Origin of the sequence: Paenibacillus thiaminolyticus (genome assembly GCF_003591545.1) — a bacterium.
In the GTDB taxonomy this organism is placed as follows: Bacteria; Bacillota; Bacilli; order Paenibacillales; family Paenibacillaceae; genus Paenibacillus_B; species Paenibacillus_B thiaminolyticus_A.
Genome location: NZ_QYZD01000008.1, coordinates 1 through 24,579, shown reverse-complemented (window position 1 = coordinate 24,579; position 24,579 = coordinate 1). Strand labels below are relative to the sequence as shown.

26 protein-coding genes are annotated in these 24,579 nt (G+C 57.3%); 5 read left to right on the top strand and 21 right to left on the bottom strand.

Annotated elements, in window-relative coordinates:
* Positions 1–38: 38 nt before the first annotated feature.
* The 5 genes from DQX05_RS11080 to DQX05_RS11060 all read right to left on the bottom strand — a co-directional run bounded on the left by DQX05_RS11080 (position 39) and on the right by DQX05_RS11060 (position 5,645).
* Positions 39–779 (bottom strand): hypothetical protein, encoded by a 741-nt coding sequence (locus DQX05_RS11080; RefSeq protein WP_147385177.1) that lies wholly within the window; start codon positions 777–779, stop codon positions 39–41.
* Positions 780–934: 155 nt separating this feature from the next.
* Positions 935–2,875: an ABC transporter permease gene (locus tag DQX05_RS11075; RefSeq protein ID WP_119793519.1), complete on the bottom strand. Its 1,941-nt coding sequence runs from the start codon at positions 2,873–2,875 to the stop codon at positions 935–937.
* Positions 2,847–3,626: an ABC transporter ATP-binding protein gene (locus DQX05_RS11070; protein ID WP_119793515.1), complete on the bottom strand. Its 780-nt coding sequence runs from the start codon at positions 3,624–3,626 to the stop codon at positions 2,847–2,849. Before DQX05_RS11070 ends, DQX05_RS11075 begins: the two co-directional genes overlap by 29 nt.
* 256 nt (positions 3,627–3,882) lie before the next feature.
* A complete protein-coding gene (locus DQX05_RS11065; protein ID WP_119793741.1) occupies positions 3,883–4,938 on the bottom strand; it encodes a sensor histidine kinase in 1,056 nt (351 codons plus the stop codon).
* The gene (locus tag DQX05_RS11060; protein ID WP_119793513.1) at positions 4,935–5,645 is read right to left on the bottom strand and encodes a response regulator transcription factor; all 711 of its coding nucleotides are present in this window, start codon (positions 5,643–5,645) and stop codon (positions 4,935–4,937) included. The genes DQX05_RS11065 and DQX05_RS11060 overlap by 4 nt, the downstream gene beginning before the upstream one ends.
* A gap of 281 nt (positions 5,646–5,926) precedes the next feature.
* On the opposite strand from DQX05_RS11060, the gene DQX05_RS11055 reads away from it, so the two are divergent.
* On the top strand, positions 5,927–6,241 hold the full coding sequence (locus tag DQX05_RS11055) for a DUF485 domain-containing protein (RefSeq protein ID WP_119793511.1): 315 nt from the start codon (positions 5,927–5,929) through the stop codon (positions 6,239–6,241).
* Entirely contained in the window at positions 6,238–7,770 is a 1,533-nt protein-coding gene (locus DQX05_RS11050; RefSeq protein ID WP_119793509.1) for a solute symporter family protein, read from the top strand. The genes DQX05_RS11055 and DQX05_RS11050 overlap by 4 nt, the downstream gene beginning before the upstream one ends.
* A gap of 90 nt (positions 7,771–7,860) precedes the next feature.
* Here the strand turns inward: DQX05_RS11050 and ric are convergent, their stop codons facing one another.
* From ric to DQX05_RS11030, 4 genes are all read right to left on the bottom strand, one after another.
* A complete protein-coding gene (ric, locus tag DQX05_RS11045) occupies positions 7,861–8,547 on the bottom strand; it encodes an iron-sulfur cluster repair di-iron protein (protein ID WP_119793507.1) in 687 nt (228 codons plus the stop codon).
* Between the two features lie 128 nt (positions 8,548–8,675).
* On the bottom strand, positions 8,676–9,536 hold the full coding sequence (locus tag DQX05_RS11040; protein ID WP_119793505.1) for a DegV family protein: 861 nt from the start codon (positions 9,534–9,536) through the stop codon (positions 8,676–8,678).
* Positions 9,537–10,004: 468 nt separating this feature from the next.
* On the bottom strand, positions 10,005–10,520 hold the full coding sequence (locus DQX05_RS11035; RefSeq protein ID WP_119793503.1) for a cob(I)yrinic acid a,c-diamide adenosyltransferase: 516 nt from the start codon (positions 10,518–10,520) through the stop codon (positions 10,005–10,007).
* 141 nt (positions 10,521–10,661) lie between these two features.
* Positions 10,662–11,036, bottom strand: a complete 375-nt coding sequence (locus tag DQX05_RS11030) for a winged helix-turn-helix transcriptional regulator (protein WP_119793501.1) — start codon at positions 11,034–11,036, stop codon at positions 10,662–10,664.
* A 195-nt stretch (positions 11,037–11,231) separates the two neighbouring features.
* Between DQX05_RS11030 and DQX05_RS11025 the strand changes: the two genes are divergently transcribed.
* Both DQX05_RS11025 and DQX05_RS11020 read left to right on the top strand, forming a co-directional pair.
* Positions 11,232–12,482 (top strand): CapA family protein, encoded by a 1,251-nt coding sequence (locus DQX05_RS11025; protein WP_119793499.1) that lies wholly within the window; start codon positions 11,232–11,234, stop codon positions 12,480–12,482.
* Between the two features lie 371 nt (positions 12,483–12,853).
* Positions 12,854–13,990, top strand: a complete 1,137-nt coding sequence (locus DQX05_RS11020; protein WP_259391917.1) for a GNAT family N-acetyltransferase — start codon at positions 12,854–12,856, stop codon at positions 13,988–13,990.
* A 23-nt stretch (positions 13,991–14,013) separates the two neighbouring features.
* On the opposite strand, the gene DQX05_RS11015 is transcribed toward DQX05_RS11020, so the two are convergent.
* The 12 genes from DQX05_RS11015 to DQX05_RS30275 form a co-directional block, all read right to left on the bottom strand.
* Positions 14,014–14,811 carry a LutC/YkgG family protein gene (locus DQX05_RS11015; RefSeq protein ID WP_119793497.1) on the bottom strand — a complete coding sequence of 266 codons (798 nt, stop codon included), beginning with the start codon at positions 14,809–14,811 and terminating at the stop codon, positions 14,014–14,016.
* On the bottom strand, positions 14,811–16,283 hold the full coding sequence (locus tag DQX05_RS11010) for a LutB/LldF family L-lactate oxidation iron-sulfur protein (protein ID WP_119793495.1): 1,473 nt from the start codon (positions 16,281–16,283) through the stop codon (positions 14,811–14,813). Before DQX05_RS11010 ends, DQX05_RS11015 begins: the two co-directional genes overlap by 1 nt.
* Positions 16,280–17,011, bottom strand: a complete 732-nt coding sequence (locus DQX05_RS11005) for a (Fe-S)-binding protein (protein ID WP_119793493.1) — start codon at positions 17,009–17,011, stop codon at positions 16,280–16,282. The genes DQX05_RS11010 and DQX05_RS11005 overlap by 4 nt, the downstream gene beginning before the upstream one ends.
* Before the next feature lie 99 nt (positions 17,012–17,110).
* Entirely contained in the window at positions 17,111–17,962 is an 852-nt protein-coding gene (locus DQX05_RS11000) for a fumarylacetoacetate hydrolase family protein (protein ID WP_119793491.1), read from the bottom strand.
* An 80-nt stretch (positions 17,963–18,042) separates the two neighbouring features.
* Positions 18,043–18,816: an SDR family NAD(P)-dependent oxidoreductase gene (locus DQX05_RS10995; protein WP_119793489.1), complete on the bottom strand. Its 774-nt coding sequence runs from the start codon at positions 18,814–18,816 to the stop codon at positions 18,043–18,045.
* 225 nt (positions 18,817–19,041) lie between these two features.
* Complete coding sequence (rbsD, locus tag DQX05_RS10990; RefSeq protein ID WP_119793487.1) at positions 19,042–19,428, bottom strand: D-ribose pyranase; 387 nt, start codon at positions 19,426–19,428, stop codon at positions 19,042–19,044.
* On the bottom strand, positions 19,425–19,649 hold the full coding sequence (locus DQX05_RS10985; protein WP_119793485.1) for a DUF4177 domain-containing protein: 225 nt from the start codon (positions 19,647–19,649) through the stop codon (positions 19,425–19,427). The genes rbsD and DQX05_RS10985 overlap by 4 nt, the downstream gene beginning before the upstream one ends.
* A complete protein-coding gene (locus tag DQX05_RS10980; protein ID WP_119793483.1) occupies positions 19,646–20,317 on the bottom strand; it encodes a cyclase family protein in 672 nt (223 codons plus the stop codon). The genes DQX05_RS10985 and DQX05_RS10980 overlap by 4 nt, the downstream gene beginning before the upstream one ends.
* A gap of 9 nt (positions 20,318–20,326) precedes the next feature.
* Entirely contained in the window at positions 20,327–21,121 is a 795-nt protein-coding gene (locus DQX05_RS10975) for an SDR family NAD(P)-dependent oxidoreductase (protein ID WP_119793481.1), read from the bottom strand.
* A 101-nt stretch (positions 21,122–21,222) separates the two neighbouring features.
* Entirely contained in the window at positions 21,223–22,386 is a 1,164-nt protein-coding gene (locus tag DQX05_RS10970; RefSeq protein WP_119793479.1) for a UxaA family hydrolase, read from the bottom strand.
* A gap of 49 nt (positions 22,387–22,435) precedes the next feature.
* Complete coding sequence (locus tag DQX05_RS10965; RefSeq protein WP_119793477.1) at positions 22,436–22,759, bottom strand: UxaA family hydrolase; 324 nt, start codon at positions 22,757–22,759, stop codon at positions 22,436–22,438.
* A gap of 266 nt (positions 22,760–23,025) precedes the next feature.
* Positions 23,026–23,205: a hypothetical protein gene (locus DQX05_RS30275; RefSeq protein ID WP_147385176.1), complete on the bottom strand. Its 180-nt coding sequence runs from the start codon at positions 23,203–23,205 to the stop codon at positions 23,026–23,028.
* Between DQX05_RS30275 and DQX05_RS10960 the strand changes: the two genes are divergently transcribed.
* Positions 23,195–24,199, top strand: a complete 1,005-nt coding sequence (locus DQX05_RS10960; RefSeq protein WP_119793476.1) for a LacI family DNA-binding transcriptional regulator — start codon at positions 23,195–23,197, stop codon at positions 24,197–24,199. The genes DQX05_RS30275 and DQX05_RS10960 overlap by 11 nt on opposite strands.
* Positions 24,200–24,579 lie beyond the last annotated feature (380 nt).

Genomic DNA, 24,579 nt, shown 5'->3' with positions numbered 1-24,579 from the left:
TGCGTCGCAAGGGCTTGTCCCGTCTGTACCCCAATTATTTATGGTGTAATGTTGATTTCGATCTCGTCATCAGGCTTCAGCTTGCGCTCGGGATCCCGATTATAATCCAGCTTCTTGTCATTCACCTTCAAGGAAAGGACCGCCTTGACGTCCGGTTCCTTCTCGCCGATGCGAAGGACATGCTTATGGTCCTCGTCCAGACTGATCTGCGCGAAGTTCTGAACCAACTCCTGGAGTGTTAATTCCTCCGTCCAACGGACCAGATAGGAATTCGAAATATTCGGTGCGACCGTGCCCCCATCGATGCGAAGCGTCACGCCAGGAGCCGCCACATGGTTCGTGCGGACCTCCAGCCTCTTGATGAAGACGCCGACGACATCGTCAGGCCTCAGCTTCTTATCCATGGCGAACGGCAGCACGAATTCCTTCCCGTTCAGCAGCAGGCCCCACTCCATCTTCGGATCGAGGGCCACATCACCAACCGAGACGATGGCGGACTTGTCTTCGGATACTTTGACGGTTCCGGATTGCTTCAGCGCGTCGACGAGCTGCATGGATGGCTCATAGCTTACAACGATGCGCTCCGACAAAGTTGGAACGAATGTGCCACCGTCAATCGAGACGATGACTTCCTTCCCAGGAGGCTGCGCGTCTTCCTGCTCTCCCCTGTGGGAAACGCTTGATGCGCATGCTGAAGACACCAAAAAGAGAACGCCCAGCAGCAGCATCTCGAAGCCGAGCCAACTGCCCCTCCTGAAGCTGACATGATGTTTCCCCATTGCCGTCCACTCACTTTCCCACCTTCAAGTTAACCGCATTCACTTGAGACACTCTGCATCTATTATGCATGAAAGATGGCGAGAAAAAGTATCAATCCAGTAACAATACTAACGGGGTTATCCATGATTCGACATGGATGGAAGTTAGCGTCAAGCTAGACGACAGCCTCTTCCAAAATCTTGCCCATATAAGTGCGCCGCGCCATCAAAAAATAGAGCGTCTGCATCAGAACGAACAGGCCAACCACGGTAACGCCGTAGCCCATGACATTGATATTCATCAGATTGGTTAAGGTCTTCATTGCGAACAAAGTATGGATGCTGCCGACGATGCATGGGGCATAGAAGATGAGCCCCACCTGGAAGGTCACGACGCGGCGTATCTCCGTGACCGACAGACCGATGCGGGTGAGTGCCCGGAAATGAGCCTGATCATCCTGCAGCTCCGTGAACAGCTTGAAGTAGATGACGCTGCCGCTCGCGATGAAGAACAGCAGACTGATGAACAAGCCGATGAACAGTCCGAGCGAGTAATTCTGCCGGGTATCGTTCCAGTCTTCGGTTAGGCTATATATACCGAAGTCCGAAGCCGGATCCCGCATCTCCCGGATCCGTTCCATCAGCGGCATCGCATCCTCCCAGTCGGTCCAGTTCATGACATACACCGTCTGCGCCTGCTCCGCCGGCGCCTGCCGATACAGCCGGTCCAGCAAGGCATCGGGGACGACGAACAAACGGTAGCTTATGCCCCTCGTCAACACGATCTGCTTCGTATGCACCTGCTGAATCTGAAGCTGGAGCGGCTTCTTTTGTCCTTCGACCTGAACAGAAAGGCGATCGCCTTCCTGCATATCCTGGTTTAAATCCTCATAGAACAGCAAATCCCGCTGGTCGACCAGGATCGCTTTGCCTTCCTCAATCCGGACAGGCTCATACCCCAGCTCTCCGGCAAGCCGATTGTAGTCGGATTCGCCAACCAATGCCCCATATTGCTCCAGCCTGGCCCCCTTCACCACCGCATCGACGACACGGGCCTTGTCGGAGAAGGTGATGTGATGCTTCATTTGCTCCGCCAGCCGTTCAATGCGATCCGGCGTTACCGGCGGGTGATCCGCCTTCCCCGCGGACATCGTCAAGACGAACGGATTATTGAGTTTAGCCGAGATTCTCATCCCTTGATCGAAGGCGTATACGGTAGCGGTCGCGGTAAGCACGACGGCGCATAGAATCGACACGTTGAACAGCACGCGGGCATTATCCTTCATTTTGAAGGCCGCTTGCGAGACATTCAGGAGATTCGTGCCCCGATAATAGAACCGCTTGTTCTTCTGCAGCTCCCGAATGACCGCCACACTCAGCTGCGTGAACAAAAAATACGTGCCAAGCACAGTCAATCCGATAATCGGCATCGCCGACAGAATAAACAGCTTCAGATCGGTCACATAAGCCAGACCGTATCCGGTGCCGAGCGTAAGCACCGACAACAGCACAAGGAACCAGGAGAACTTGGGCGGCAACTTCGGCTCCTTGTCCGCCCGAATCAAATCGATAATCTCCACCCGGCTCACATGGCGCAGCGAGAAGAGCGTAATCAAGGCGAACAGCAGCAGGTAACCAATGGATGTCAGACCGATCGCAGACGGACTGATATAGAAGGTCAGCGGCGCATCCACCTGCAGCAGCCGGGACATCGCCATCAGGAACAGCTTCAGCAGCACCATGCCGCTTCCGATGCCCACAACGATCGCCATGATGGAGATCAGCATGTTTTCATAGAAAACCAGCATGCGGAGCTGCCCTTTGGTCGAACCGAACAAGGACAACAAGCCGAGCTCTTTTTGCCGGGATTTCAGAAAAGCGGAGCTCGAGTACAGGATGAAAAAAAACGAGAACACCATGATGAGAACTTCGCATACAATCATCAGTTGGCGCACATAGTCGCTTTCCTGCATCTTGCCGTCCGCCACCTCCGGATGGTAAATGATCGATGCGTACACGAAAAAGATCATGACAGCGAAGACGCAGCTGAGAAAATAAGCGCCGTACCGATGCCAGCTGCCTTTAATATTATTGATAGCGAGCTGTCGGTACGTCATCGAATTGGCCCCCTAACAGACTGAGCGAGTCTAATATGTGCTGGAAGAATGTCTGCCGGTTCGAGCCGCGGCGCAGCTCGGAAAAGATTTGCCCGTCCTTGATGAATAAAATCCGCTTGCAGTAGCTCGCTGCGAACGGATCATGCGTCACCATGAGAATGGTGCGGTTCTGGTTCTCATTCAGATCTTGAAGGGCGTCCATCACTTCCTTCGCCGCCTTCGAATCGAGATTCCCGGTCAGTTCGTCCGCCAATAGCAGGGACGGCTGATGAATCACCGCGCGGGCAATAGCCGTCCGCTGCTTCTGTCCCCCCGATACCTCGTACGTCCGCTTGTCCAGAATCGGCTCGATGCCGAGCCAACGTATTGTATCGGCCAGCCGCTGCTCAATGTCGCGCGCCGAGATTTGATCCAGCGCCAGCGGCAAAATGATATTCTCCTTAATGCTGAGCGTATCCAGCAGATTAAAATCCTGAAACACGAACCCGAGCTCCCGCCGGCGGAAATGCGCCAGCTTCTTGTTGCTCAGCTTCGTCGGATCGGTTCCGTTAATCCATAGCTTACCGGAAGTCGGCTTATCTATCGTCGCGAGAATATTGAGCAGCGTCGTCTTCCCGCTGCCCGATGGGCCCATAATGCCCACGAATTCTCCCTCATCCACATGCAGATGAATGTCTTTGAGCGCCTTGTACGTCATTTTTCCTTTGGTGCCGTATACTTTCGATAACTGCTCCGCTCTTAGAACCTCCATATTTCCATCCCCTTTCCAGTCATGCAGACGAATACACTTATCCGTTCATTTTTACTTGTCTTCAGTATAACCGTTTTCGGGCAGGTACGACATGGAATAGCCTTGCGCCAGCTTACAAACTTGTCACCTACGGCAACCGGACAGCCCGCACGCGCCGCAGCGCAGCCAATGCAAACAACGCATGTACGGCAGCCGGCTGCCATGCACGCGTTGCACACGGTGATTGGAATGAGGCGGGGGCATCTCCCGCCCCAGCTCATATACGGTGGATGCCGTCGGAATGGAAGCCAAGCGTGAAGGTCGTGCCCACATGCGGCTCCGATTCGACGCTTATCGTATGACCAAGCTTGCCGCACACCTGCTTCACCAAATAGAGCCCCATCCCGGTGGCATCTCCTTCCCGGCGTCCATTCTCCCCGGTGAAGAAGGCTTCGAAGATGCGCGGGATATCATGCGGCTCGATGCCGACCCCCTCATCCTGCACCCGGAGCTGGACGGCACCGCCGGTCTGCTGCACCGTGAACTGGAGCGACTTCGCCCCTTCCTTATCCTTCATATATTTGATCGCGTTCGTGACCAGCTGGGTCAGAATGAACGCCAGCCACTTCTCATCGCTCTCGACCATCGTGTCGCCGGGCGTAACCTTCGGATAGATCTGATAACGAATGAGTGCTTTTTTATTCTGATTGATGACCTGCCGGATGACATGCTGAAGCGACAGTCCCGTCACGTGCAGATCAAGGTCGAACTTTTCCATGCGGGCCGTATGCAGCATCATGTCGAGGCCGCGCGCAAGCCGATCCGTCTCTTCCGCGATGCTGCGCAGCAGCTGCTCCGTCTCCTCCAGAGACAGCGGCTGAGGCGTCTGCTGCGAGATAAGATGCAGCACCGACACCGGGGTCTTCATATGATGAACCCATTGGTTCGTAAAATGAAGATGCTGCTCCCGGTTCTTCTGCGCCGTCAGCAGCTCGTCCATATAGGCGCTGTACTGGCGGCTGATCAAGCCGTGAACCCGCTCCTGCTCCTGCGTCTCCGGATGCTGAAGACAGAGCGTGAAATCATTGCTGCTCGCATTCTCCTCCGCATTCTTCATCTCGCGGAACCAGCGCCGCTGCCGCGAATAGTCATAGATTAAGCCGACGAGGATGACGGCCCCGCCCAGCACGAATACGTAGGTTAGGCTCCCGCTGTACAGATAGCGCTGCCCGATCCCGAGATCCAGCCATACGACAAGCAGGGCGACGAACAGAGCCGCGAAGCAGGCCAGCACAAGGAGCAGCCTATCCTTCATAAAGCGCCAAAAGGTCATGCCCAATCCCCGGCTTCCGTCCACGAGGGTTGCAAGCGGTATCCCTGGCCGCGCATCGTCTCGATCGCTTTATGAATGCCAATCTCCTCCAGCTTTTTGCGCACGCGGGTTACATTCACGGTGAGCGTGTTGTCGTCGACGAAGTCGACATCATCCCACAGCGCCTCCAGCAGCGTCTCGCGGGAGACGACATGACCGGCGCGCTCCATGAGCACAGCGAGCAGGAGCGCCTCATTCTTCGTTAGATCGACGCGGCTCCCCTTCCATTCCAGCGTATTCCGGGAGCGGTGCAGGCTCAAGCCATGCACGACGAGCTCCTCGCCGCCGCTGCTGGAAGCATACTCTCCGTAGGTCCGGCGCAGGACACCCTTGACCTTCGCCAGCAGCACATCAAGGTGGAACGGCTTCGTGATGAAATCGTCGCCCCCGTTCTCGATCGCCATTACCTGATCCATCTCTCCGGTGCGCGCGGAGACGAAAATTATCGGGGCATTGGTCACCATTCGGAACTGCCGGCACCAATAGAATCCGTCGTAGGCCGGCAAATGTATATCGAGCAAAATCAAATCCGGGTTCACCGCAAGCAGCTCTTCCTTCAGCGCCTTGAAATCGGTGGCCCGCGTCACTTTGTAATCATACTTCTCCAACGAAGATTGCAGAATGGAAGCAATCTTGTCATCATCTTCAACGATCAAAATCCGATACATTGTTATCATCCCCCGACTCTGTCTATATACCGATCCATAGCATATTTTTCATCATATCACAAACCGTGCGCCGGACAAACCGCCGCGTTTTTTACTTGATACTGGAAAATGTTTGACGATCTGGTGAACGGCTTATATAATAGAAAAAAGTCATCACGGCCATACGAACGAACCGTTATTTCGAAAGGGGTGTAAGCGTTTACTTTACCTGTTATAGACTCGTTATCCTGAAGTGGTAATGAAATCTGTCGGAATCATTGTTCGGAGGTGTATCGCGTCCTATGGAGCAAGAACGCGTGAATTACGGCCAGATGGCCAAGTCGTCCCGGTTTCATACGTTAATCCAGAGCAAGAAGCGCTTCATTATCCCGCTGACGATTTTCTTTTTCCTCTTCTATTTCGCCCTGCCGATCCTGACTTCCTACACCACGATATTGAACCGGCCCGCGGTTGGCGCGATTTCCTGGGCCTGGGTATTCGCCTTCGCCCAATTCATCATGACTTGGGTTCTATGTGTCCTCTACGCCCGCAGAGCGGCCAAATTCGATAAACTGGTGGCCGAAATCAATCAGGAATGGAGTGGGGAACGCGAATGAGCATAACGGCGTTCATTTTGTTCGTGGCCATTGTGATGCTCACCATGGTGATTACATATATTGCGGCGAAGAAGACGCGCAGCGCATCCGATTTCTACACGGCCGGCGGCGGCCTGAAGGGCTGGCAGAACGGCCTGGCCATCGCGGGGGATTATATGTCCGCGGCTTCGTTCCTGGGCATCGCCGGATCGATCGCTCTCGTCGGCTTCGATGGCTTCTTCTATTCGATCGGCTTCCTCGTCGCCTATCTCGTCGTGCTGTATCTTGTCGCGGAGCCTTTGCGCAATCTGGGCAAGTTCACCTTGGCCGATATGATTGCCGCCCGCTTCAATAATATGAAAATCCGGGGTATCGCCGCGCTGAATACGGTGACGATCTCCACCTTCTATATGATCGCCCAGCTCGTAGGGGCCGGCGCGCTCATCAAGCTGCTGCTCGGCATCGATTACGTATGGGCCGTCCTTATCGTTGGCTGCCTGATGACACTGTATGTCGTCTTCGGCGGCATGCATGCCACCTCATGGGTTCAGATCATCAAAGCGATCCTGCTCATGGGCGGGACCTTCCTGCTCTCTATTTTCGTCTTCTCCAAATTCGACTACAGTCTGACCGGCATGTTCGAGCAGATGAAGACAGCGACTCCGCTCGGAGAAGCCTTTTTGAATCCGGGCAATAAATATACCAATTCGTTCGATACGCTCTCGCTCAATCTCGGACTGGTGCTCGGAACCGCCGGCCTGCCGCATATTCTGATCCGCTTCTTCACGGTGAAGGACGCGCCGACGGCCCGTTCCTCGGTCGTCTATGCCACCTGGATAATCGGCCTGTTCTACATCCTGACCATCTTCCTCGGCTTCGGCGCCGCCGCCTTCGTCGGAACCGAAGCCATTCTCGCAGCGAACAAGGGCGGCAATATGGCCGCGCCGCTTCTGGCCCAGGCGCTCGGCGGCGATTTCTTCTTCGCCCTGATCTCGGCTGTCGCGTTCGCGACCATTCTCGCTGTCGTCACCGGCCTGGTCCTCTCGGCCGCCTCCGCCTTCGCGCATGACTTCTACAACCATATCCTGCGCAAGGGCAGAGCCAATGAGCGCGAGCAGATGAAGGCCGCCCGCTTCGCCTCCATCGGCGTATCCATGCTGTCGATTGCCTTGGCGCTGCTCGCTTCGAAGCTGAATGTCGCCTTCCTGGTCGGCCTCGCCTTTGCCGTCGCGGCCAGCGCGAACCTTCCGGTCATTCTGTTCACGGTCTTCTGGCGCCGCTTCAATACGGCAGGGGCGATCAGCGGCATGCTGACCGGATTGCTGTCGGCGATTGCGCTCGTCGCCGTCTCCCCAAGCATCTGGGATCCGGCCGGCAAGGCGATCTTCATCGGAGAGCCGCTCATCACGCTCACGAACCCGGGCATCATCTCGATCCCGCTCGGCTTCATCGGCGCCTGGATCGGTACCATCGTGTCGTCCCGCAGCAAGGACGCGGATGCGAAGTTCGATGAAGTGCTGGTCAAAGCCAACACCGGCATTCATATGTAACCGGCAGCGCGGCCGAACCACGCAAACAGCCCCCGGCGTCATCCATTGACGCGGGGGCTGTCCTCTCGCTGTCTTGTGTCCGATTATCCGTTAACCGGCAATCCGCGGGAATAGCACATTATTTTCCAAATGCACATGCTCGAAGGTCATCGACTCCAGCTCCTCCAGCCGCGCATAAGCGATGCGATAGGTCGTGCAAGCGCCTTCCGGCGGCGTGAAATCCGATGTCGCTTCCCGCAGCTGCTTGAGCAGAGCTCCGGCTCCGTCATGCTCCTCCGCCAGCTCCGCTACGACGGACCGGGCTTCCGCCGCCATCCCTTCCGGATCGTCCTCATATCGGATGATAAGCGGGAAATGTGAATCTTCTTCCTTCTCGATATGCGCCTCCAGCTCGGCCTTCAGCTGCAAGAACGCCTCATGTACCTCGGCCAGATGGGGCTGATCCCCGCCATGCACGTGATACACCCGCGCCACATTCGCCGTGATTGCCGGCAACTGCTCGCGCAAGTACTGGTGATGCTTATTCACGATATATTCAATCAGCGAACGGGATGACATGAACTGCCAGTCGACACCCGTTCCCGCCGCAGGAGCCGCTTCACGCATCCGGTTCAACTCGTTAATGACCTCTTCCGCCGCATATCCCCGTTCCGCTGCAGCTTCGCGTATCGGCCGGTTGCCCCCGCAGCAAAAATCAATCTTCAACCGTTTAAATAAATCGCTCGCCGCCGGATAACGCAGCACGGCATCGCGTACCGTCATCTCTTCTGTAAACATGTGACACCTCTCCCTTCCTCGTCCAGCGTTTTATCGCGGCTGCACGCCGCCAAGCTTGCGCTGTAACCCGATCATACGCCCGGGCAAGGAACAGGATAGTGATTGCGATCACCGGAAAATAGACAAATCTACGACAGTGCAGGCGCTTCCTGATAAGAAATGAGGACGCCGCCTTCCCCGGCATAGGTTCCGATGACCGGCCCCATATTGACGAACAGCACCTCATCGAACGGATACTTATCCAGTAAATCGTGGAGAAACACTTTGGCGCGCTCCTCGCAGTTGGAATGAGCGAGCGCAATCCAGTTTTTGTCAACCTGATGCCACGCATCGCCCACCTTGTCGATCAGGCGCCGCAGCGTCTTCTGGGTGCCGCGGATTTTTTCCAGCACTTCAATCGAGCCTTCTTCGTTTGCCTCCATCAGCAGCTTAATATTCAGCATCGAGGCAACCGTCCCCTTAATCCGGCTCAATCGGCCGCCGCGGATGACATTTTCCAGCGTGTCCAATGTAAAATAAGTTCGTGTATGCTTAATAAAATGAACCATCTTCGTCATCAGGTCTTGCAGATCTTCCCCCGCCTTGGCCAATTGGGCCGCCCGCACGGCCAGCAGTCCAAGCCCCATCGACGCCGTCTTCGTATCCAGTACCTCGATCCGGTTCGGATGCCCTTCTTCCTCATACATGGTCTTGGCCATCAGCGCATGATTATAGGTGCTGCTGAGCTGAGAGGTCAGCGATAAGACGAGAATGTCTTTGTCGGTTCCGAGAGATCTGTACATATTATAGAAGTCGGAAGGCGAAGGACTCGCTGTATTGGGCAGCTCATGCTCCTCCCGCATCCGTTCATAGAAGGAATCCGTATTCATATCGGATGTCAATACGTCTTGTCCGAAGCGAACGTACAGCGGAACGACGTGAATGCCGTACTGCTCGACCAGCTCCGGCGTCAGGTCCGAGCTTCCGTCCGTGATGATGTGAATGGTCATGTCAGTCTCCTGTCTCATAGTGAAATGTGATTGTTAATCTTAATCCGCGTTCAAATCGTCGGGTTTTCAGCACCGAGAAGGTTGCGAGAACCTGAAAAGCTTATCCTTCCGAAGCGAGTTTTGCTCCGCAAAACTTTCAAGAGCGCAGTGTAGGCGAAACCTACATGAGCACTTAAAATGTTTCCGCAGGAAATATACATCGGAAGCATACGCTCTTCAAGGGTGAACGCAAGATTCGACGTCGAGTACCCTTTCCGTTCTACTTCGTGATCAAAAGACGACGATTTGAACAACCTCTTAAATTTACCCCTTATCATTCCGCTTAATTATAAGGGCTCCAGAGAAGGTTGACAACGGTAAAAAGGGGCACCGTCCCGCAGCACCCCCTCCAACATAAAAAAAGCGGGCGCATTACTCCTTCGGAGCCGCGCCCGCCGTGCCGCCCGGTGAGGGCGTTCGCCCGCAAGCTTAACGCTTGCCCTGCTTCCCGCTCACGCGGTCCGCAAGCGACCATAAGTACGTTGATAACCGATTGATATATTGCAATACGACTTTCGAGGCGATCTCATCACGCATCAAGGTGACGATTCGCCGTTCCGCCCGTCGGCATACGCCGCGGCACATCATCAGCCTGGCAGACAGGGGATTGTCCGGGTAGCCGGCTTGAAGCGGCTGCGCCGGGGGATACTCATCCATGCGCCGTTCCAGCTCTTCGACCGCCTCTGGCGCAAGCCGGTAGGGCCGGAATTCCGGAGAGACGACGGCCAGATCATGGCTGCAATCGAACAGGTATTGCTGGATTCCTGTCAATTCGTCCGCAAGCTCGGCTTCCCCGTCGATCTCCGCCTGGCGAATGGCCGAGCTCATGAACGTGTTCAATTCGTCAACCGATCCGTATGCTTCCACCCGCGCATGATCCTTGTCGACCCGCCCGCGGATGACACTCGTCTTGCCGCCGTCTCCCGTCCTTGTGTAAATACCCAATCATCATTCTCCTTTGCGTGATAAACCGTTAGTCGTTGCTTCATTCATTGCGAAATACGATGCCTTGGGCTTGATGGCGATAATGCGCCTCCGGCAGCGCCCGCTCTTCCGGTCGTGGCGACCAGCGCCGCTTCAACCTGATCAGGAATCGCCCGAATCGGTTGCAGCGGATTCATCCGGCTCTCCGCAGTCCTCCGACTCGCTCACCCATGTCTCCGCCCAATGTTGAATGGCTTCCATGACCGGCTGCAGCGCCAGACCCTTCTCAGTCAGCTCATACTCAATCCGCACCGGAGTCTCCGGATAGACGTTGCGCACGACAATGCCGGCTGCCTCCAAATCTTTCATTCGCTCACTTAGCATCTTGTCGCTCATCGCAGGAATGAGCGCGGAAATATCTTTGAACCGCTTCGGTCCGCTGAGCAGGACCTGAATGAGGAGCCCGTTCCAGCGCTTCCCTAATACACAGAACGCGGATTCAAAACGGGGACACATCCCCAAATGATGGGATTCCATATCATCATCCCTCCTTCATAGCTTACAAAATGTAAGCAAGTTTATTTTACCATAGCGTTTTCAAAAAGAAAATGGGGAAGACTTAAGTCAAGTAACAAAATTTATAGTATATTGCAAATATTTTGAAACTTATTTCCTGATGTTAACGAATATAATGAAAGCGGTGAAATTACCTTTATACATAGGAGGTACCCTTTGAGCACATTTCAAGAATCACGCCGCGAGCGCCATCAGCGACTGAAGCAGCGCCGCAGGCGCAAATGGACAGCGGCGCTTGCGATGGGTGCCGCCGCCCTGCTGTTCTCCGCCGGCATCCTCCTCCATGCGATGGACGGACCGAGGCAGGATCAGGGAGAACAGGCAGCAGCCGCTCCGTACGGGGCCCCTCCCACGCTGGGCAAAGCCCGCGGGAACGGCGCAATGGGGCCGCTTCCCCCTGTTTACGGACCCACAGCCGGGGCCAACGCCGCGGCAGACGGGCCAATTCGGCTCGTATTTGCGGGCGACGCGCTCATGGACTGGTCGGTCAAAGAGACGATTCGGAAGCAAGGGCCGGACTATCCGTTCGCGCATGTAGCCGAGGAAATCCAGGAAGCCGATTTCGCCGTCGTCAACCTGGAGACCGCCGTCACCTTCCATAACCAAAAAGATACGAACCAGCTGTTCAATTTCAAATCCGACCCGATCTCTCTGGAAGGATTGAAGAATGCCGGCTTCGATCTCGTGTCGATCGCCAACAATCACACACTCGACTTCAAGCAGAAAGGCTTTCTCGATACGCTCGCCAATCTGGAGCATTACGAGCTGCCCTTTATGGGAGGCGGCAAAAACGGCGAGGAGGCGTACCGCGCCCATGAAGTGACGATCAAGGGGAAGCGCATCAAATTCCTCGCCTTCTCCCGCTTCATTCCCCAGACGTACTGGTTCGCTGCAGATGACCGGCCGGGCATCGCAGAGGCATACAATAAGTCAAGCGTTCTGCCTGTCATTCGCAAAGAAAGCCAAGATTGCGATTATTTATTCGTCTATATGCACTGGGGCGTGGAGAAAAATAATAAGCCCGAGCCGTGGCAGCGAACCTATGCCCGCGAGATGATTGACGCTGGGGCCGACGGCATCGTCGGCAGCCATGTGCACGTGCTGCAAGGCTTCGAATGGTACAACGGCAAGCCGATTGCCTATTCGATAGGCAACTTTCTTTTTCCGAATTACGTGAAGGGGAAAAATGCGGATACGGGCCTGCTCACGCTGACGATTGAGGATGACGGGATTCGAATGTCCTTCAGTCCGTATCAAATCTACCGGGATCAGATCATCAAGAAGGACGCTGCCTATGTGAAGCGGCAATTCAAGTATTTGGAGTCCATCTCCTACGACGTGGCCATTGGCGCCGACCGGGCGATAGAGGCGATACAGTCGAAGCCTCCGGCTTCCGGCAAGCACTAAGCACTCTTACGGGAGTACGGGAAAAAGGGCGGAGCATGCGGCGCGGGCGCATGCTCCGCTTTTTGCCGTCGCGGCGAGGGCCGGCCCAGCGAAGTCCGGCGGCCTATTAATCGCAGGCCGGCCTGCCGTTCTCTTGTCATCGCCAGGTTCCTTAGGCATGCCTAACCGCCCCAAAAATCGTCCAGCTTCCACGGCGATGCACAGCGGAGGGGAATTATGTCTTTTTTATGTCCAATTTGCCATCAAGTAGGTATCTTGCTTCCTTCATCGAAATAAAGTAAGAGCCAGAGGCAAAAAACGGATATATCCATTCATGTGCAATTCCCGCCTCCGGAATTGAATTAACCCGCAACCCGATAAGGAGGAGTACCATGGAACAAATACGAATGCTGCAGCCGCTCGATTATGAGCAGGCTGTGCAATTGTCGGACAAGGTGTTCCGCAACAGCCGGCAGATCTCGATGGAACACGGCTTCCCATACTTGTTCTCGCCCATCTATGCCCATTCCTACGGCGTATTCCGGGACGATAAGCTCATCGCGCATATGGGGCTCCTGCCTGCCAAGCTGCGCATCGGCGCCGCCCGCCTGCCCGTCTTCTCGCTCGGATCCGTGTGCACGGAGCCGGAAGCCCGGGGCAGCGGAGTCGCGACCGAGCTGCTGCACCGCGTCATGCGCCATGTCGACGATATGGGAGCGGCGCTGCTCTTCATCTCGGGCGGCCGTTCGCTTTACCGACGGAACCGCTGTTATTCGTACGGCCGCTTGACAGCGTATACATTGACCGCCGAGACGAACCGGGACGCGGCCATACCGAAGGCGGAAGAGGCGGCGAACGATGTTTGCCTTCGCGAGCTCTCCAGCTTCGACTGCTTCGCTTTCCATGATCTGACGCTGCAGCATACGGCTGCCTTCGACATGAGCGTATGGGATCTGGCGGGCCTGAGGGATGCCGCGGCCTATGCATCCTGCCGGGAGATGAAGCCGAAGCTGTACGGGCTGGAACGCGGCGGCGCGCTTACGGCGTATGCTTACGTGCTGAAGCCGAAGCCTTCCCAGACCGATCGGCTGCCGATGGTGCTCGAATATGGCGGAGACGACGCTCCGCAGCTCGTGCGGCTGCTCCAGAGCGTCCCGGCCTATGAGCGGCTGGAGGTGATCGTGCCTTGGCAGGACGATGCCATGCACCGTGAGCTGTCCGCCTGTCCGGCCCAGGTCCGCCACAATGAGGGCACGGTATATGTTCCGTCCATGATGCGGCTCTTCCGTCTGCTTCGGGACTGGTGGCAGTCGACCGGATCGCCTGCCGCCTGCATCGAAGCGGATGATCTCGGAGACGGCCACATCCGCCTTCGCTACCCGGACGCGGAAGCAGCCGTATTGTCCGAGGAAGAGACAATACGACTGCTGTTCGAGCCGGAGGCGGACATTTCGCTGCCGGAATCATGGCCGGGCGATCTCCGCGTAACGGTTCCGCTGCCGTCGCTGACCGGCTTATATTATATCTAAATCCGCAATCCGCACCGGCGCGGCTACGTGCCGGATGATGTCAAAATGACAACACCCACCACACCCGGGCCGTGAACGCCGATCGTGAGATCATTCTCGATATCGGCGCTGCGGCTCGGCCCCGTAATCAGATTCAACGAGGCCGGCAGGCCGCCTTCCCGATTCGCCATCCCGTTCACCCGTTCGAACGTCTCGCCCATCCGGGCCACGATCCGCTCGGCCTGCAATATGGCGAGCAGCATGCCCGGCAGCAGGCTGACCGAGCGGCCTTGTCGCCCGGCGGACCATACCGCCAGCGTGCCGGTGTTGGCGATCGCGGCCGCGGGCGCAACGATGCCGAGCTGGCACCGCTCTGCGGCGCGCAGCAGCGGGCTGCGAGCCTGCCACTTGGCTCCGGCGAGCGCTCCCGCTTCGCCGGGCTCGGAGAGGCCCAATTGCTCCAGCTCGGCTTCATTGTTCCGATCATCCGCCCAAGGAACCCCGCTCAAGCCCTGCTCCTGAAGCACCCGCGGCACGCCGTACCCGCGCAGCTCCTTCGTGTCCGCATAAAGCACGCGCTCCAGCGGGCCGCGCTGCCGGAAGCGGGTCAGAATCTCTTCGATGCCCGCTGCCGCCTCCTCCTTCGGCACGATTACCGCTTCGCCGGTGAGCGCCGTCCAGTTATTGACGAACAGCTGAAGACGTTCGTCCGCGTTCAGGCGCTCCATACGGTCCAGATATTCTCCCGGCACACCCCGGTACAGATGGGCCGGCGCTTCCGTCAACGGTCCGGACCGGCCAAGCCGGGAGGCAATCTCGGCAAGAAATGCATGACGCTCCATTACGAATCCCTCCCCTTGTCGCGGTCCGCCCGCGCCAATTCCGCTTGCAGCCCATCCCATCGGTCGCGGAAGGACTGCTTCGGTATCGCCGGGAACGTCCGCGTAGCGGTCCAGCCGCCTAGCGGGCCCGGCCCTTTGCGGATCACCCCGTCCCGCACGAGCGGCTTCTGGCCGTAATAAGCGGCTTTGCCCGCCATCCGGTACCATTTCACATGGCTGAACACTTTGCTGAACAGCTGGAACCCGAGCCGCTCGGTCTGCGGCGTATAGCCTTCTTTCACTTTGCGGGCGCGCAGATGAACGAGCATATCATGGAGCGGAATTTTGACCGGGCAGGCTTCATAGCATGCCCCGCATAGCGATGACGCGTAAGCGAGCGTCCCCGCCTCCTTCATATCCTGCTTCAGCAGCGGAGTCAGTACCGCCCCGATCGGCCCGCTGTAGACCGAGCCGTACGTATGGCCCCCCACATGCCGGTAGACCGGGCATACATTCAGGCAAGCCGCGCACCGGATGCAGTGCAGCACCTGCTGGAACTGCGGATCGCCGAGCTGTGCCGACCGCCCGTTGTCGAGAATAATGATGTGCAGCTCCTCCGGGCCGTCCAGATCGCCCCGCTGCCGGGGACCGGTGATGAACGACGTATAGGTCGTCAGCTTCTGCCCGGTCGCGCTGCGGGCCAGCAGGTTCAGCATCACCTCGACATCGTCAAAGGTCGGAACGAGCCGCTCCATCCCCATAACGACGACATGCGTCTTCGGCAAGGTCGTCACCATGCGCCCATTGCCTTCGTTCGAGACGATCGTCACCGTGCCGGACTCGGCGATGCCGAAGTTGCAGCCCGAGAGCCCGATATCCGCTTCCAGGAAAAATTGGCGCAGCTTCCGCTTGGCGAATGCGGCCAGTTCCTTCGTCTCCGGTGGAAGCGGCTTGCCGGCCTCCTTCGTGAACAGTTCGGCAATCTGGGACTTGTTCTTATGGATCGCCGGGATGATCAGATGGGAGGGGGTCTCCTTCGCCAGCTGCAAAATATATTCGCCCAGGTCGGTCTCAATCGCGTCAATGCCCTGTTCGCGGAGACGCTCATTCAGATGCATCTCTTCCGACACCATCGACTTGCCCTTGGCCACCAGCTTCGCCTGCTTTTCCTTCGCGATCCCCAGGAAGACCTGCACCGCTTCGTCGCCCGTCCCGCAGAAATGAACCCGCGCGCCGCGCCGTTCCGCCTGCTCAGCGAATTGTCCCAAATAATAGTCCAAATGCTCGATCGTATGCTGCCGAATCACCTGGCCGCGGGTGCGCCACGTTTCCCAGTCGCCGAATTCTTCGGCAGCGCTCAAGCGGCCGGTGCGGAGCTTGTTCGTCGTGAACGCCACGGCTTGACGCAGGAACGCGTCCTGAAGCACCGCCTTCGTCCGCTGCTTCAGACCACTGCCGATGCCGCCTTGGGCGGAGGATGTCTCTGTGCTCATGCCCGCTTCACTCCTTCCTCCAGCAGTTGGGCGAGATGCATGACGCGAATCGGCTTGCCGGCCTGATTGAGCCGGCCGCCAATGTTCATCAGGCAGCCCATATCCGTCCCGATCAGAATGTCCGCTTGCGTCGATACGACATGCTCCGCCTTCTCCGTGACCATCGCGCCGGACATCTCCGGCATCTTCACGGCGAACGTGCCTCCGAAGCCGCAGCAATCCTCCTGATGAGGCAGATCGACAAGCTTCAGCCCCTTCACATGCCGCAGCAGCGTCATCGGCTCGTCGCCGATGCCGAGCAGCCGCATGCCGTGACAGGACGGATGGTAGGTGGCCGTCCCTTCGTAAGCGGCCCCGATATCGTTGCGCCCCAGCACCTTCACGATGAATTGGGACAGCTCATAGGTGCGGTTCGCCGCACGCTCCGCCCGGGCCAGCCATTCCGGCTCTTCCCGGAACAAATCCTCGTAATAATGGCACGCCATGCCGGCACAGGAGCCAGACGGCGTCACAATGTATTCGCTGTGCTCGAACGCCCGCAGCCACTGCCGCGCGACCTCCCGCGCGTCGTCATGATAACCGCTGTTGAACGCCGGCTGCCCGCAGCACGTCTGGAGCCGGGGGAAATCAACGTCGCAGCCGAGACGGTGCAGCAGCCGGACCGCGCTCTCCGCCACGTCGGGAAAGCAAGTATCCGCCAGACAAGTGACAAATAAAGATACGCGCATCGAACCCCTTCTTTCTTCTCGGATCGAATCACTCAAATAACCGCTTCTCGCCTACATCAAAAGCGCTAGAAGGAGCTGTCCCCTTAAGCGCCGTCGAATTTACCGTTCGGCCACCATCCGGTTTGTCAAAGCGCCGAGCTTCTCGATTTCAATCGTGACCAGGTCGCCGTCCTTCAAGTAGACTCGTTCGGATTCCGGCAAGCCCAACACGACCCCTTCCGGCGTGCCCGTCAAAATGAGATCGCCCGGAAGCAGCGTCATATGACGCGAAATATAGCTGATAATCTCCTTGCAGGTAAAGATCATGTCCGCCGTAGTCGAATGCTGGCGCGTCTCTCCATTGACAATGCATCGGATATCGAGTTGGTTCGGATCGCCCACCTCATCCGCCGTCACGAGATACGGCCCGAGCGGGCTGAAGCCGTCGCAGGACTTGCCGAGCATCCATTGTGGCGTGCGCATCTGCAGATCGCGAGCCGACAGGTCGTTCACGTTGCAGTAGCCGAACACGTAGTCCAGCGCCTCCTCCTCCGTTACATCCTTGGCAGGCTTGCCGATGACGATGACCAGCTCGGCCTCGTAGTCCACGGCTTGGCTGACGCGCGGGAGCACGACATCATGGCCGTGGCCGGTCAGCGTATTGTTGAATTTGTTGAACAGAATCGGAACTTCCGGAATCGGAGCATTCGTCTCCTCCGCATGCTTCCGGTAGTTCAGTCCAACACAGATGATCTTCTGGGGGGCCGTGACGCATGGCCCGTAGGTCAAATCCTTCTCGTCGAGAACATCATCAGCCCCGGCGGCGTAAGCCTCGACATCCCGCAGGACGTCCCGTCCTCCCGAGATCACCTCATGAATTGTATATTTGCCGCTGATGTCGACGATGCCTCGATCCGTCTTGACGCCCGTGCGCAGCCGTTGATCGTGATCATAGAACGTGATAAATTTCACCGTAATTTCCTCCTTCACTGGATATAATGGGCATTAGACAGGCAGAGTCGGGCGGTACCAGATCCGCGTCTGCCGCAGATTTAAGCATTTTTGCCGAAGACGACGCCGCCGTCCACGTACAACGGGGACCCCATAATGAATTTGGCTTCCTCCGAAGCCAGGAACAGCGCCGCTTCCGCCACATCCTCAGGCAGGCCGAGTTCGCCGCTCAGCTGCCGTGTCTTGATGGAAGCAATCGCTTGCTCGGGATCATCATAAGAATTGCGCAGATACTGCTCGACGAACGGTGTGTAGATCGTTCCCGGCAACAGCGCATTCACCCGAATGTTGTACGGGGCGTAGTCCACCTGCATCGATTTGGTCAAGGACAGCACCGCACCCTTCGTTGCCGCGTAGGATGCGCGGTTCGCCAGCCCCATCTCGGCGATGCAGGAGGACATGTTGATAATCGCGCCGCTCTGCTGCTCGATCATATAAGGAATGACATATTTGCTCGGCAGGAAGACGCCGCGGATATTAATCGCAATGACGCGATCCCATGCCTCGGGCTCGATCTCATGCAGCCTTCCTATGCCGCTGACCCCCGCATTATTGAACAGAACGTCAATGCGCCCATACTGCCGCATCACCGTGTCGGCCATGGCCTGAGCTTGCTCCGGAACGGTGACGTCCACCTGCACGAACGAAGCGGCCCCACCCTGTTCCGTAATCAACTCCACGGTATCCTGGCCTGCATCCGGCTGGATGTCGGCTACGTACACCACCGCTCCTTCGCTCGCGAAGCGCAGCGCCGAGCTGCGTCCGATGCCGGATCCCGCGCCTGTAATGATGCATACTTTCCCTTGTAAACGCATGCCGATGACCCCTTCCCTCGATATCCCTTTGTCCCTCACTGCATTCTCATAAAAGTTCGTAAAAGTTTGTAAGAGTTCATAGAAGAATCGTACATGATGGAAGCCTTTACAACGATGTCTGCTCAAGCTGTACATACAAGGGAACAAGCCTGTGGCGGCCCGTTCCCTCATTCTGCGCTGCAGCTGCAGAGGCCGGCGCAAGCCTGGCCTCTTCGGCGATGCCAATCATCCGGATACGATGATCAGATTCGCATACGGGGTCGTATCCCCCGTCCGGATAACCGCTCTCGATTCGGTGCACAGCTGCTTGAACTGGACATGCGGCAATACCTTCCATCGCACATCCGGCATCAATTCCTTCAGCAGGGCGACCCGCTCCGGACTGAAGGCTTGCATTTCCTCGGTAATGATAATGCAATCGATCATGAATTCGCCGGCGATGGCCCGCAGCGCGTCCGTAACGGCCGGCAGATCATCGGTCAAAGCCAGATCAACCCGCTCCACGCCGAGCGGTACCGGGAATCCGCGATCGCAGATCGTCAGCATATCGGTATGTCCCGTCTCGGCCAGGATGCGGTTCAGTTGGGGATGAAGCACTCCCCATTTTTTCATGATTCTTCCCCCTTCCGGCTGCGGGTTTCCGCCATCCGAGCCACTTCTTCGCGTTGATCCAGCGTAATAAGCTCCCGGAACGTCGGGCCCGGCCGCTTGAGGTACATCTGCTCGATGCCGTCGACCACCGTAACCGCGACCAGCTCCCAGCCGGATTGGCCCAGCTCATTCAATGCGGCCGCATCATGCTCGATTCGATACTCCCACGTAACGAGACTCATGGGCGAGCCTCCCACTGGATCGCCACGATCCGGGCAGGCGCTCCGCTCGAATCCCGTATTTTGAGCGGCATCGCCATCACATGCCAGTCGCCCTCCTGCAGCGCGGGATTATCGAGCTGCAGCCCTTCGGCAACCCACATATCGGCGCCGAGCACGATGCGGTGCGTCTCCTCGTTCTCTTCGCCCGTGCCGCCAATGCTGAAATGGTCGATGCCGACCGCTTTTACGCCGCATTCGGCCAAATAACGGGCGCCCTTATTGGACAGATACGGAGATTCATAGATCCATTCCTTGGTCCAGCCCCGCTTCTCGCCCCAGCCGGTGTACAGCAGCACGACCGCATCGCTGTTCAACTGTTCGGCATACGGCTCCAGATCCGAGCGCCCAATCGGGTAACCCTTGCCCCGATCCTGCAGCGGGACGAAGACCATCCGTCCTTGAAAGGCGTCCACCGGGAATTGATCCAAGGTCTTGCTATATTCGCCCAAATGCGCCGGCGCATCCATATGCGTGCCGGTATGCAGGTTCATCGTCACCTGCTCCAGCTTCCAGCCGTCGCGCGGCCCGACGCATAAATAATCCATTTTGGGCGGTTCGAAATCCGGCAGCACCGGGCACAAATGGTACAGCTCCTGCGAAAGATCCACCATCCGGGTAATGTTCAGCATTTGCCTCACCTACCGTTCCATATGATCGTCCGGCTGCGCCGCCTTCACCGTCAAGCCGCCGTCCACCATCAGCAGATGGCCATTGACCTGCATCGCTTCCTCGGATGCGAGGAAGACGACCGCATCGCCAATCTGGCGCGCGGTGCCGAGCCGCTTCATCGGGTTGGCCTGCTCTTCCTTCTCCCGCATGCCCGGCGCAGCCAGGAATTCCGTGCACATGTCGGTATCAACCGTGCTCGGGCCGACCGCATTTACGTTAATATTGAATCTGCCAAGCTCGATCGCCATCCCCTTCGTCAGCATATGCGCAGCCGCCTTGGACGACTGGTAATGCGGGATGACCGGACTGGTCACCATCAGGCTTGCCGTCGACAGCACGTTGACGATTTTGCCGAAGCGGTTGTCGATCATATGCTTCGCTGCCCGCTGCGAGCACATAAAGATGGATTTTACGTTCGTATTATAAGTACGATCCCACGTCTCCTCCGTCACTTGCATGAACGGCTCGAATGGGGCGATGCCCGCATTGTTCACTAGCACATCGACAGGGCCCAGCTTCGCCTCGACCTCATCGAACATGCTGTTCACTTCCGCCTTGCTGCCGACGTCCGCCTGCACGACAATCGCCTTGCGCCCAAGCTGCTCCACCTGCTGCTGCACCTTGACCGCCTTGTCATACGAAGCCTCCGACATATAGTTGATCGCGATATCCGCACCTTCTTCCGCCAAGCGGATGACAATAGCTTCGCCGATCCCGCGGCTGCCTCCTGTTACCAGTGCGATTCGTCCTGTTAATCGACCCATATTGGCACGTCCTTTCTCTTGTTCCCCAATGTAAAATAAGTTCCTGCTCCGCCAATCAGCCCTCAGCCCGCTCTTCTAGCCGGCCGGCCGCTTGCCATTCCTTACAGACTCGGACCTATCCGGTTGATGCTGAACTCCGCGTGACCGAGTACTTCGGCTGTCGTCAGCTTGCCGCTGCTGACCGCCCGGATTTCGTCCCAGATGCGCTCGCCTGCTTCCTGAAGCGAGTGCTCCCCTTCAAGCAAGCCGCTGACATCGACGTCCATGTTATCGGCCATCCGCTCCGCGCACAGGCGGTTCCCGGTAATCTTGACAACCGGAATGACGGCCGATCCGGTCGGCGTGCCGCGCCCCGTCGTGAAGCAGACAAGATGCACGCCGCCCGCAGCCATGCCGGACACGCATTCGATATCGTTGCCGGGGGAGTCCATAAAATAAAGCCCGCCCTTCGGCACCTGCTCTGCATATTCGACGATGCCTTCGATCGGCGCCGTGCCGCATTTGCTGATGCAGCCAAGCGACTTCTCCTCGATTGTGCTCAGGCCGCCCGCAATATTGCCCGGGCTCGGATTGCCGCCGCGCATATCCGCCCCCATTCGCTCAACCTCCTTTTCGAATCGATCGACGATGTGGTACAGATTGTCCGCAACCTCCGGCTTCCGGCACCTTCCGGCCAGCACATGCTCAGCCCCGATAATCTCCGTCGTCTCGCCGATGACAATCGTTCCGCCTTCCCCGATGAGCGCATCCGCCGCCACGCCCAACGCCGGGTTGGAAGCAAGGCCGCTCGTCGCATCCGAACCGCCGCATTTGACGCCGACCTTCAGTTCGGACAGCGGGATGTCCACCTTCTCCATCGCATCAAGCAGGGCCCGCATCTTGCCGGCAAGCTCAACGCCATGCTGGATCGCCTTGACAGAGCCGCCGACACTCTGAATATCGAATACCTCGACGGGCTTCCCGGTCTTCCGGATCTCCTCGCCGAGCTGCATCGGATCGACGACCTCACAGCCAAGGCTGACGATGAGCACTCCGCCGACGTTCGGGTTTTTCCCCGTACCTGCCAGCACATCGAACGTGCGCTCCTTGTCGGCGCCAATCTGGCTACAGCCATGCTGATGCGGGATGGCGACCGTGTTCGGAACAAGCTGTTGAATGCGGTTGCACACTTGATTCGCGCAAATGACCGTTGGGATGATTAGCAGATGATTGCGAATGCCTACCTCGCCATTCGGGCGCCGGTAGCCTTGAAATGTCATGCTCATTTATCCGATTCCCCTTCCCTAAGTTGACAGGCTGTCAGATGTGGTCCGCTTACTTAGCCGATGCCGCCTGATCCCCTCGGCCGCGGATGCCTTCGATGTTGTGTACATGCACATGGCTGCCTACAGGAATGCCGCAAATCGCCCGGCCGATCACTTCTCCGTATTTGCGCACATGGTCGCCTTCCGCGATCGGGATGACGGCCACCTTATGCCCGAAGGGAATGACCTGACTTACCGCAACGGAACGAGTTGCTCCCGCGACCTCGCAAGTGACCGTTTCGCCCGGCTGCAATTCCCGCAGTGCCGTCGCCACATGATCGCGTTCGTCCATGACGATAACGCTTACACCTTTTTGCATGACCCTCTCGCCCATGCTTGATCCCTCCTGATTTATACTAACAAGATGACTTAAACTGGAAATGTTATCGTTAACTCAACAATATCATGGGCCCCTCTTGATGTCAATGTTCTCTATAGCATAAAATAAAATCGGTATAATCTATTTTTAAGTTCTGGCGAAAATGGTATAATTAGGACTTCATAGAGAACGCAAGACTCAACACTGGGTCCGTTCCTATTATTCTTCATAACCAAAAGCGGACTTGGTGAGCCGCCTCTTATTTGGAAATAGGACATGCTTCATCGTCTCGCTGCGTCGGTTGGTCCGCCGTAGCAGGCGCCCGGCCCGCGGACAGCTCGCTGCCGCGGCTTCAGCCCCGGATGCCGCCTTCCTGCGGCGCTTCGTTCGCTGAAGCCGCTTGCAACTGTGCCGCCGGTGCCCATTAAATCATAGTAGGAGATAACGCCAATGGCTACCATTTATGATATTGCGAAGAAAGCTAACGTCTCGGCGATGACCGTATCCCGAGTCATCAACAATACCGGAAGAGTGAGCGAGAAGACCCGCGACAAGGTCAAACAGGTGATGGAGGAAATGCGGTACATCCCGAACTCGGTCGCCCGCTGCCTCGTCACGCAAGAGAGCAAGATCGTGTCGCTTCTCATTACGGATATTACGAACCCGTTCTTCACGACGATGGCGCGGGGCGCAGAGGATGCCGCCATGCGGCATGGCTATCGGCTCATGTTCGGGAACAGTGACGAGAGCTTCTCGAAGGAAAAGGATTATGTGGAAATGATTCTGTCGATGCGCGTGGATGGCGTGCTGTTCGCGCCGAGCGGGGATCAATCTAAGGAACATCTGGAATGGCTGCAGCGCCAAAATGTGCCTTTCGTGCTTCTGGACCGCGAGGTTCCCGGCATCGACTGCGACGCCGTACTCGGCGACAGCCGCGACGGGGCGAAGCGAATGGTGGCGGAGATGATCCGGTACGGACATCGCCGCATCGCCCTTGTGAACGGAGCTCAGGATGTATCGACCGCCCGCGAAAGGCAAGCCGGCTATATCGAGGCCTTGCAAGAAGCCGGCATCGAATTCGACGAGTCGCTGATCAAGCAGACTAGCTATTCACGCGAGCCGGACTTGTCCGTCGCGCATTGGATGGAACTCGCCCCGGGAGCGCGGCCAACGGCCATCTTCGCGGCGAATAATATGCTGGCCCTGTCCGTGCTGAAATCCGTCCGCAGCCTGGGCCTGCGCGTGCCGGATGATCTGTCGATTGCCTGCTTCGACGACTTCGGATGGGTCGAGGAAGCGAACCCGTTCTTCTCCGTCGCTTCCCAACCAGCATACGAATTCGGCGAGCAAGGCATGCAACTGCTGTTGGAACGACTTAAAAACCGGGAAGAACAGCCGCGCCAAATCGTGCTCCCTTGCGACATATTGATGCGGGAATCCGTGGGAAGAGTATAGATTTAAATCGTTATACGCCGGGAAGGGACGCCTTCCGTTCCTTCCTTTCCTGCATTTGACGGAGGCACTCACGCGGCATCCTGAACAGAACCACACTGATCCTGTTTGCTCAGAAAAAGAAACCACATATTACGCCGCATCGTGTGCCTATGTGACTGACTGCTTAGGATAAACGCCCATGATGCGGCATTTCGTTTTGCCCACGCAATGCTTTTTTTTCGCATATTCAGACTCTCCCCAACCGGTAAGACGGCCCCACTCGCCCAATACTCAATCTCCCATAAAAATAAGAGCTCTCGACTCGCCTTTTGCTCAGTCTCCCATCCAGTCAGGGGCTCTATCTCGCCTTTTGCTCGGTCTCCCATTCAGTCAGGGGCTCC

Excerpts from the sequence above, each read along its gene's own strand:
- DQX05_RS11080 (WP_147385177.1), bottom strand. The coding sequence starts at position 779 with ATGGGGAAACATCATGTCAGCTTCAGGAGGGGCAGTTGGCTCGGCTTC.
- DQX05_RS11075 (WP_119793519.1), bottom strand. The coding sequence starts at position 2,875 with ATGACGTACCGACAGCTCGCTATCAATAATATTAAAGGCAGCTGGCAT.
- DQX05_RS11070 (WP_119793515.1), bottom strand. The coding sequence starts at position 3,626 with ATGGAGGTTCTAAGAGCGGAGCAGTTATCGAAAGTATACGGCACCAAA.
- DQX05_RS11065 (WP_119793741.1), bottom strand. The coding sequence starts at position 4,938 with ATGACCTTTTGGCGCTTTATGAAGGATAGGCTGCTCCTTGTGCTGGCC.
- DQX05_RS11060 (WP_119793513.1), bottom strand. The coding sequence starts at position 5,645 with ATGTATCGGATTTTGATCGTTGAAGATGATGACAAGATTGCTTCCATT.
- DQX05_RS11055 (WP_119793511.1), top strand. The coding sequence starts at position 5,927 with ATGGAGCAAGAACGCGTGAATTACGGCCAGATGGCCAAGTCGTCCCGG.
- DQX05_RS11050 (WP_119793509.1), top strand. The coding sequence starts at position 6,238 with ATGAGCATAACGGCGTTCATTTTGTTCGTGGCCATTGTGATGCTCACC.
- ric (WP_119793507.1), bottom strand. The coding sequence starts at position 8,547 with ATGTTTACAGAAGAGATGACGGTACGCGATGCCGTGCTGCGTTATCCG.
- DQX05_RS11040 (WP_119793505.1), bottom strand. The coding sequence starts at position 9,536 with ATGACCATTCACATCATCACGGACGGAAGCTCGGACCTGACGCCGGAG.
- DQX05_RS11030 (WP_119793501.1), bottom strand. The coding sequence starts at position 11,036 with ATGGAATCCCATCATTTGGGGATGTGTCCCCGTTTTGAATCCGCGTTC.
- DQX05_RS11020 (WP_259391917.1), top strand. The coding sequence starts at position 12,854 with ATGGAACAAATACGAATGCTGCAGCCGCTCGATTATGAGCAGGCTGTG.
- DQX05_RS11015 (WP_119793497.1), bottom strand. The coding sequence starts at position 14,811 with ATGGAGCGTCATGCATTTCTTGCCGAGATTGCCTCCCGGCTTGGCCGG.
- DQX05_RS11010 (WP_119793495.1), bottom strand. The coding sequence starts at position 16,283 with ATGAGCACAGAGACATCCTCCGCCCAAGGCGGCATCGGCAGTGGTCTG.
- DQX05_RS11005 (WP_119793493.1), bottom strand. The coding sequence starts at position 17,011 with ATGCGCGTATCTTTATTTGTCACTTGTCTGGCGGATACTTGCTTTCCC.
- DQX05_RS10995 (WP_119793489.1), bottom strand. The coding sequence starts at position 18,816 with ATGCGTTTACAAGGGAAAGTATGCATCATTACAGGCGCGGGATCCGGC.
- rbsD (WP_119793487.1), bottom strand. The coding sequence starts at position 19,428 with ATGAAAAAATGGGGAGTGCTTCATCCCCAACTGAACCGCATCCTGGCC.
- DQX05_RS10985 (WP_119793485.1), bottom strand. The coding sequence starts at position 19,649 with ATGAGTCTCGTTACGTGGGAGTATCGAATCGAGCATGATGCGGCCGCA.
- DQX05_RS10980 (WP_119793483.1), bottom strand. The coding sequence starts at position 20,317 with ATGCTGAACATTACCCGGATGGTGGATCTTTCGCAGGAGCTGTACCAT.
- DQX05_RS10975 (WP_119793481.1), bottom strand. The coding sequence starts at position 21,121 with ATGGGTCGATTAACAGGACGAATCGCACTGGTAACAGGAGGCAGCCGC.
- DQX05_RS10970 (WP_119793479.1), bottom strand. The coding sequence starts at position 22,386 with ATGAGCATGACATTTCAAGGCTACCGGCGCCCGAATGGCGAGGTAGGC.
- DQX05_RS10965 (WP_119793477.1), bottom strand. The coding sequence starts at position 22,759 with ATGGGCGAGAGGGTCATGCAAAAAGGTGTAAGCGTTATCGTCATGGAC.
- DQX05_RS10960 (WP_119793476.1), top strand. The coding sequence starts at position 23,195 with ATGGCTACCATTTATGATATTGCGAAGAAAGCTAACGTCTCGGCGATG.
- DQX05_RS30275 (WP_147385176.1), bottom strand. The coding sequence starts at position 23,205 with ATGGTAGCCATTGGCGTTATCTCCTACTATGATTTAATGGGCACCGGC.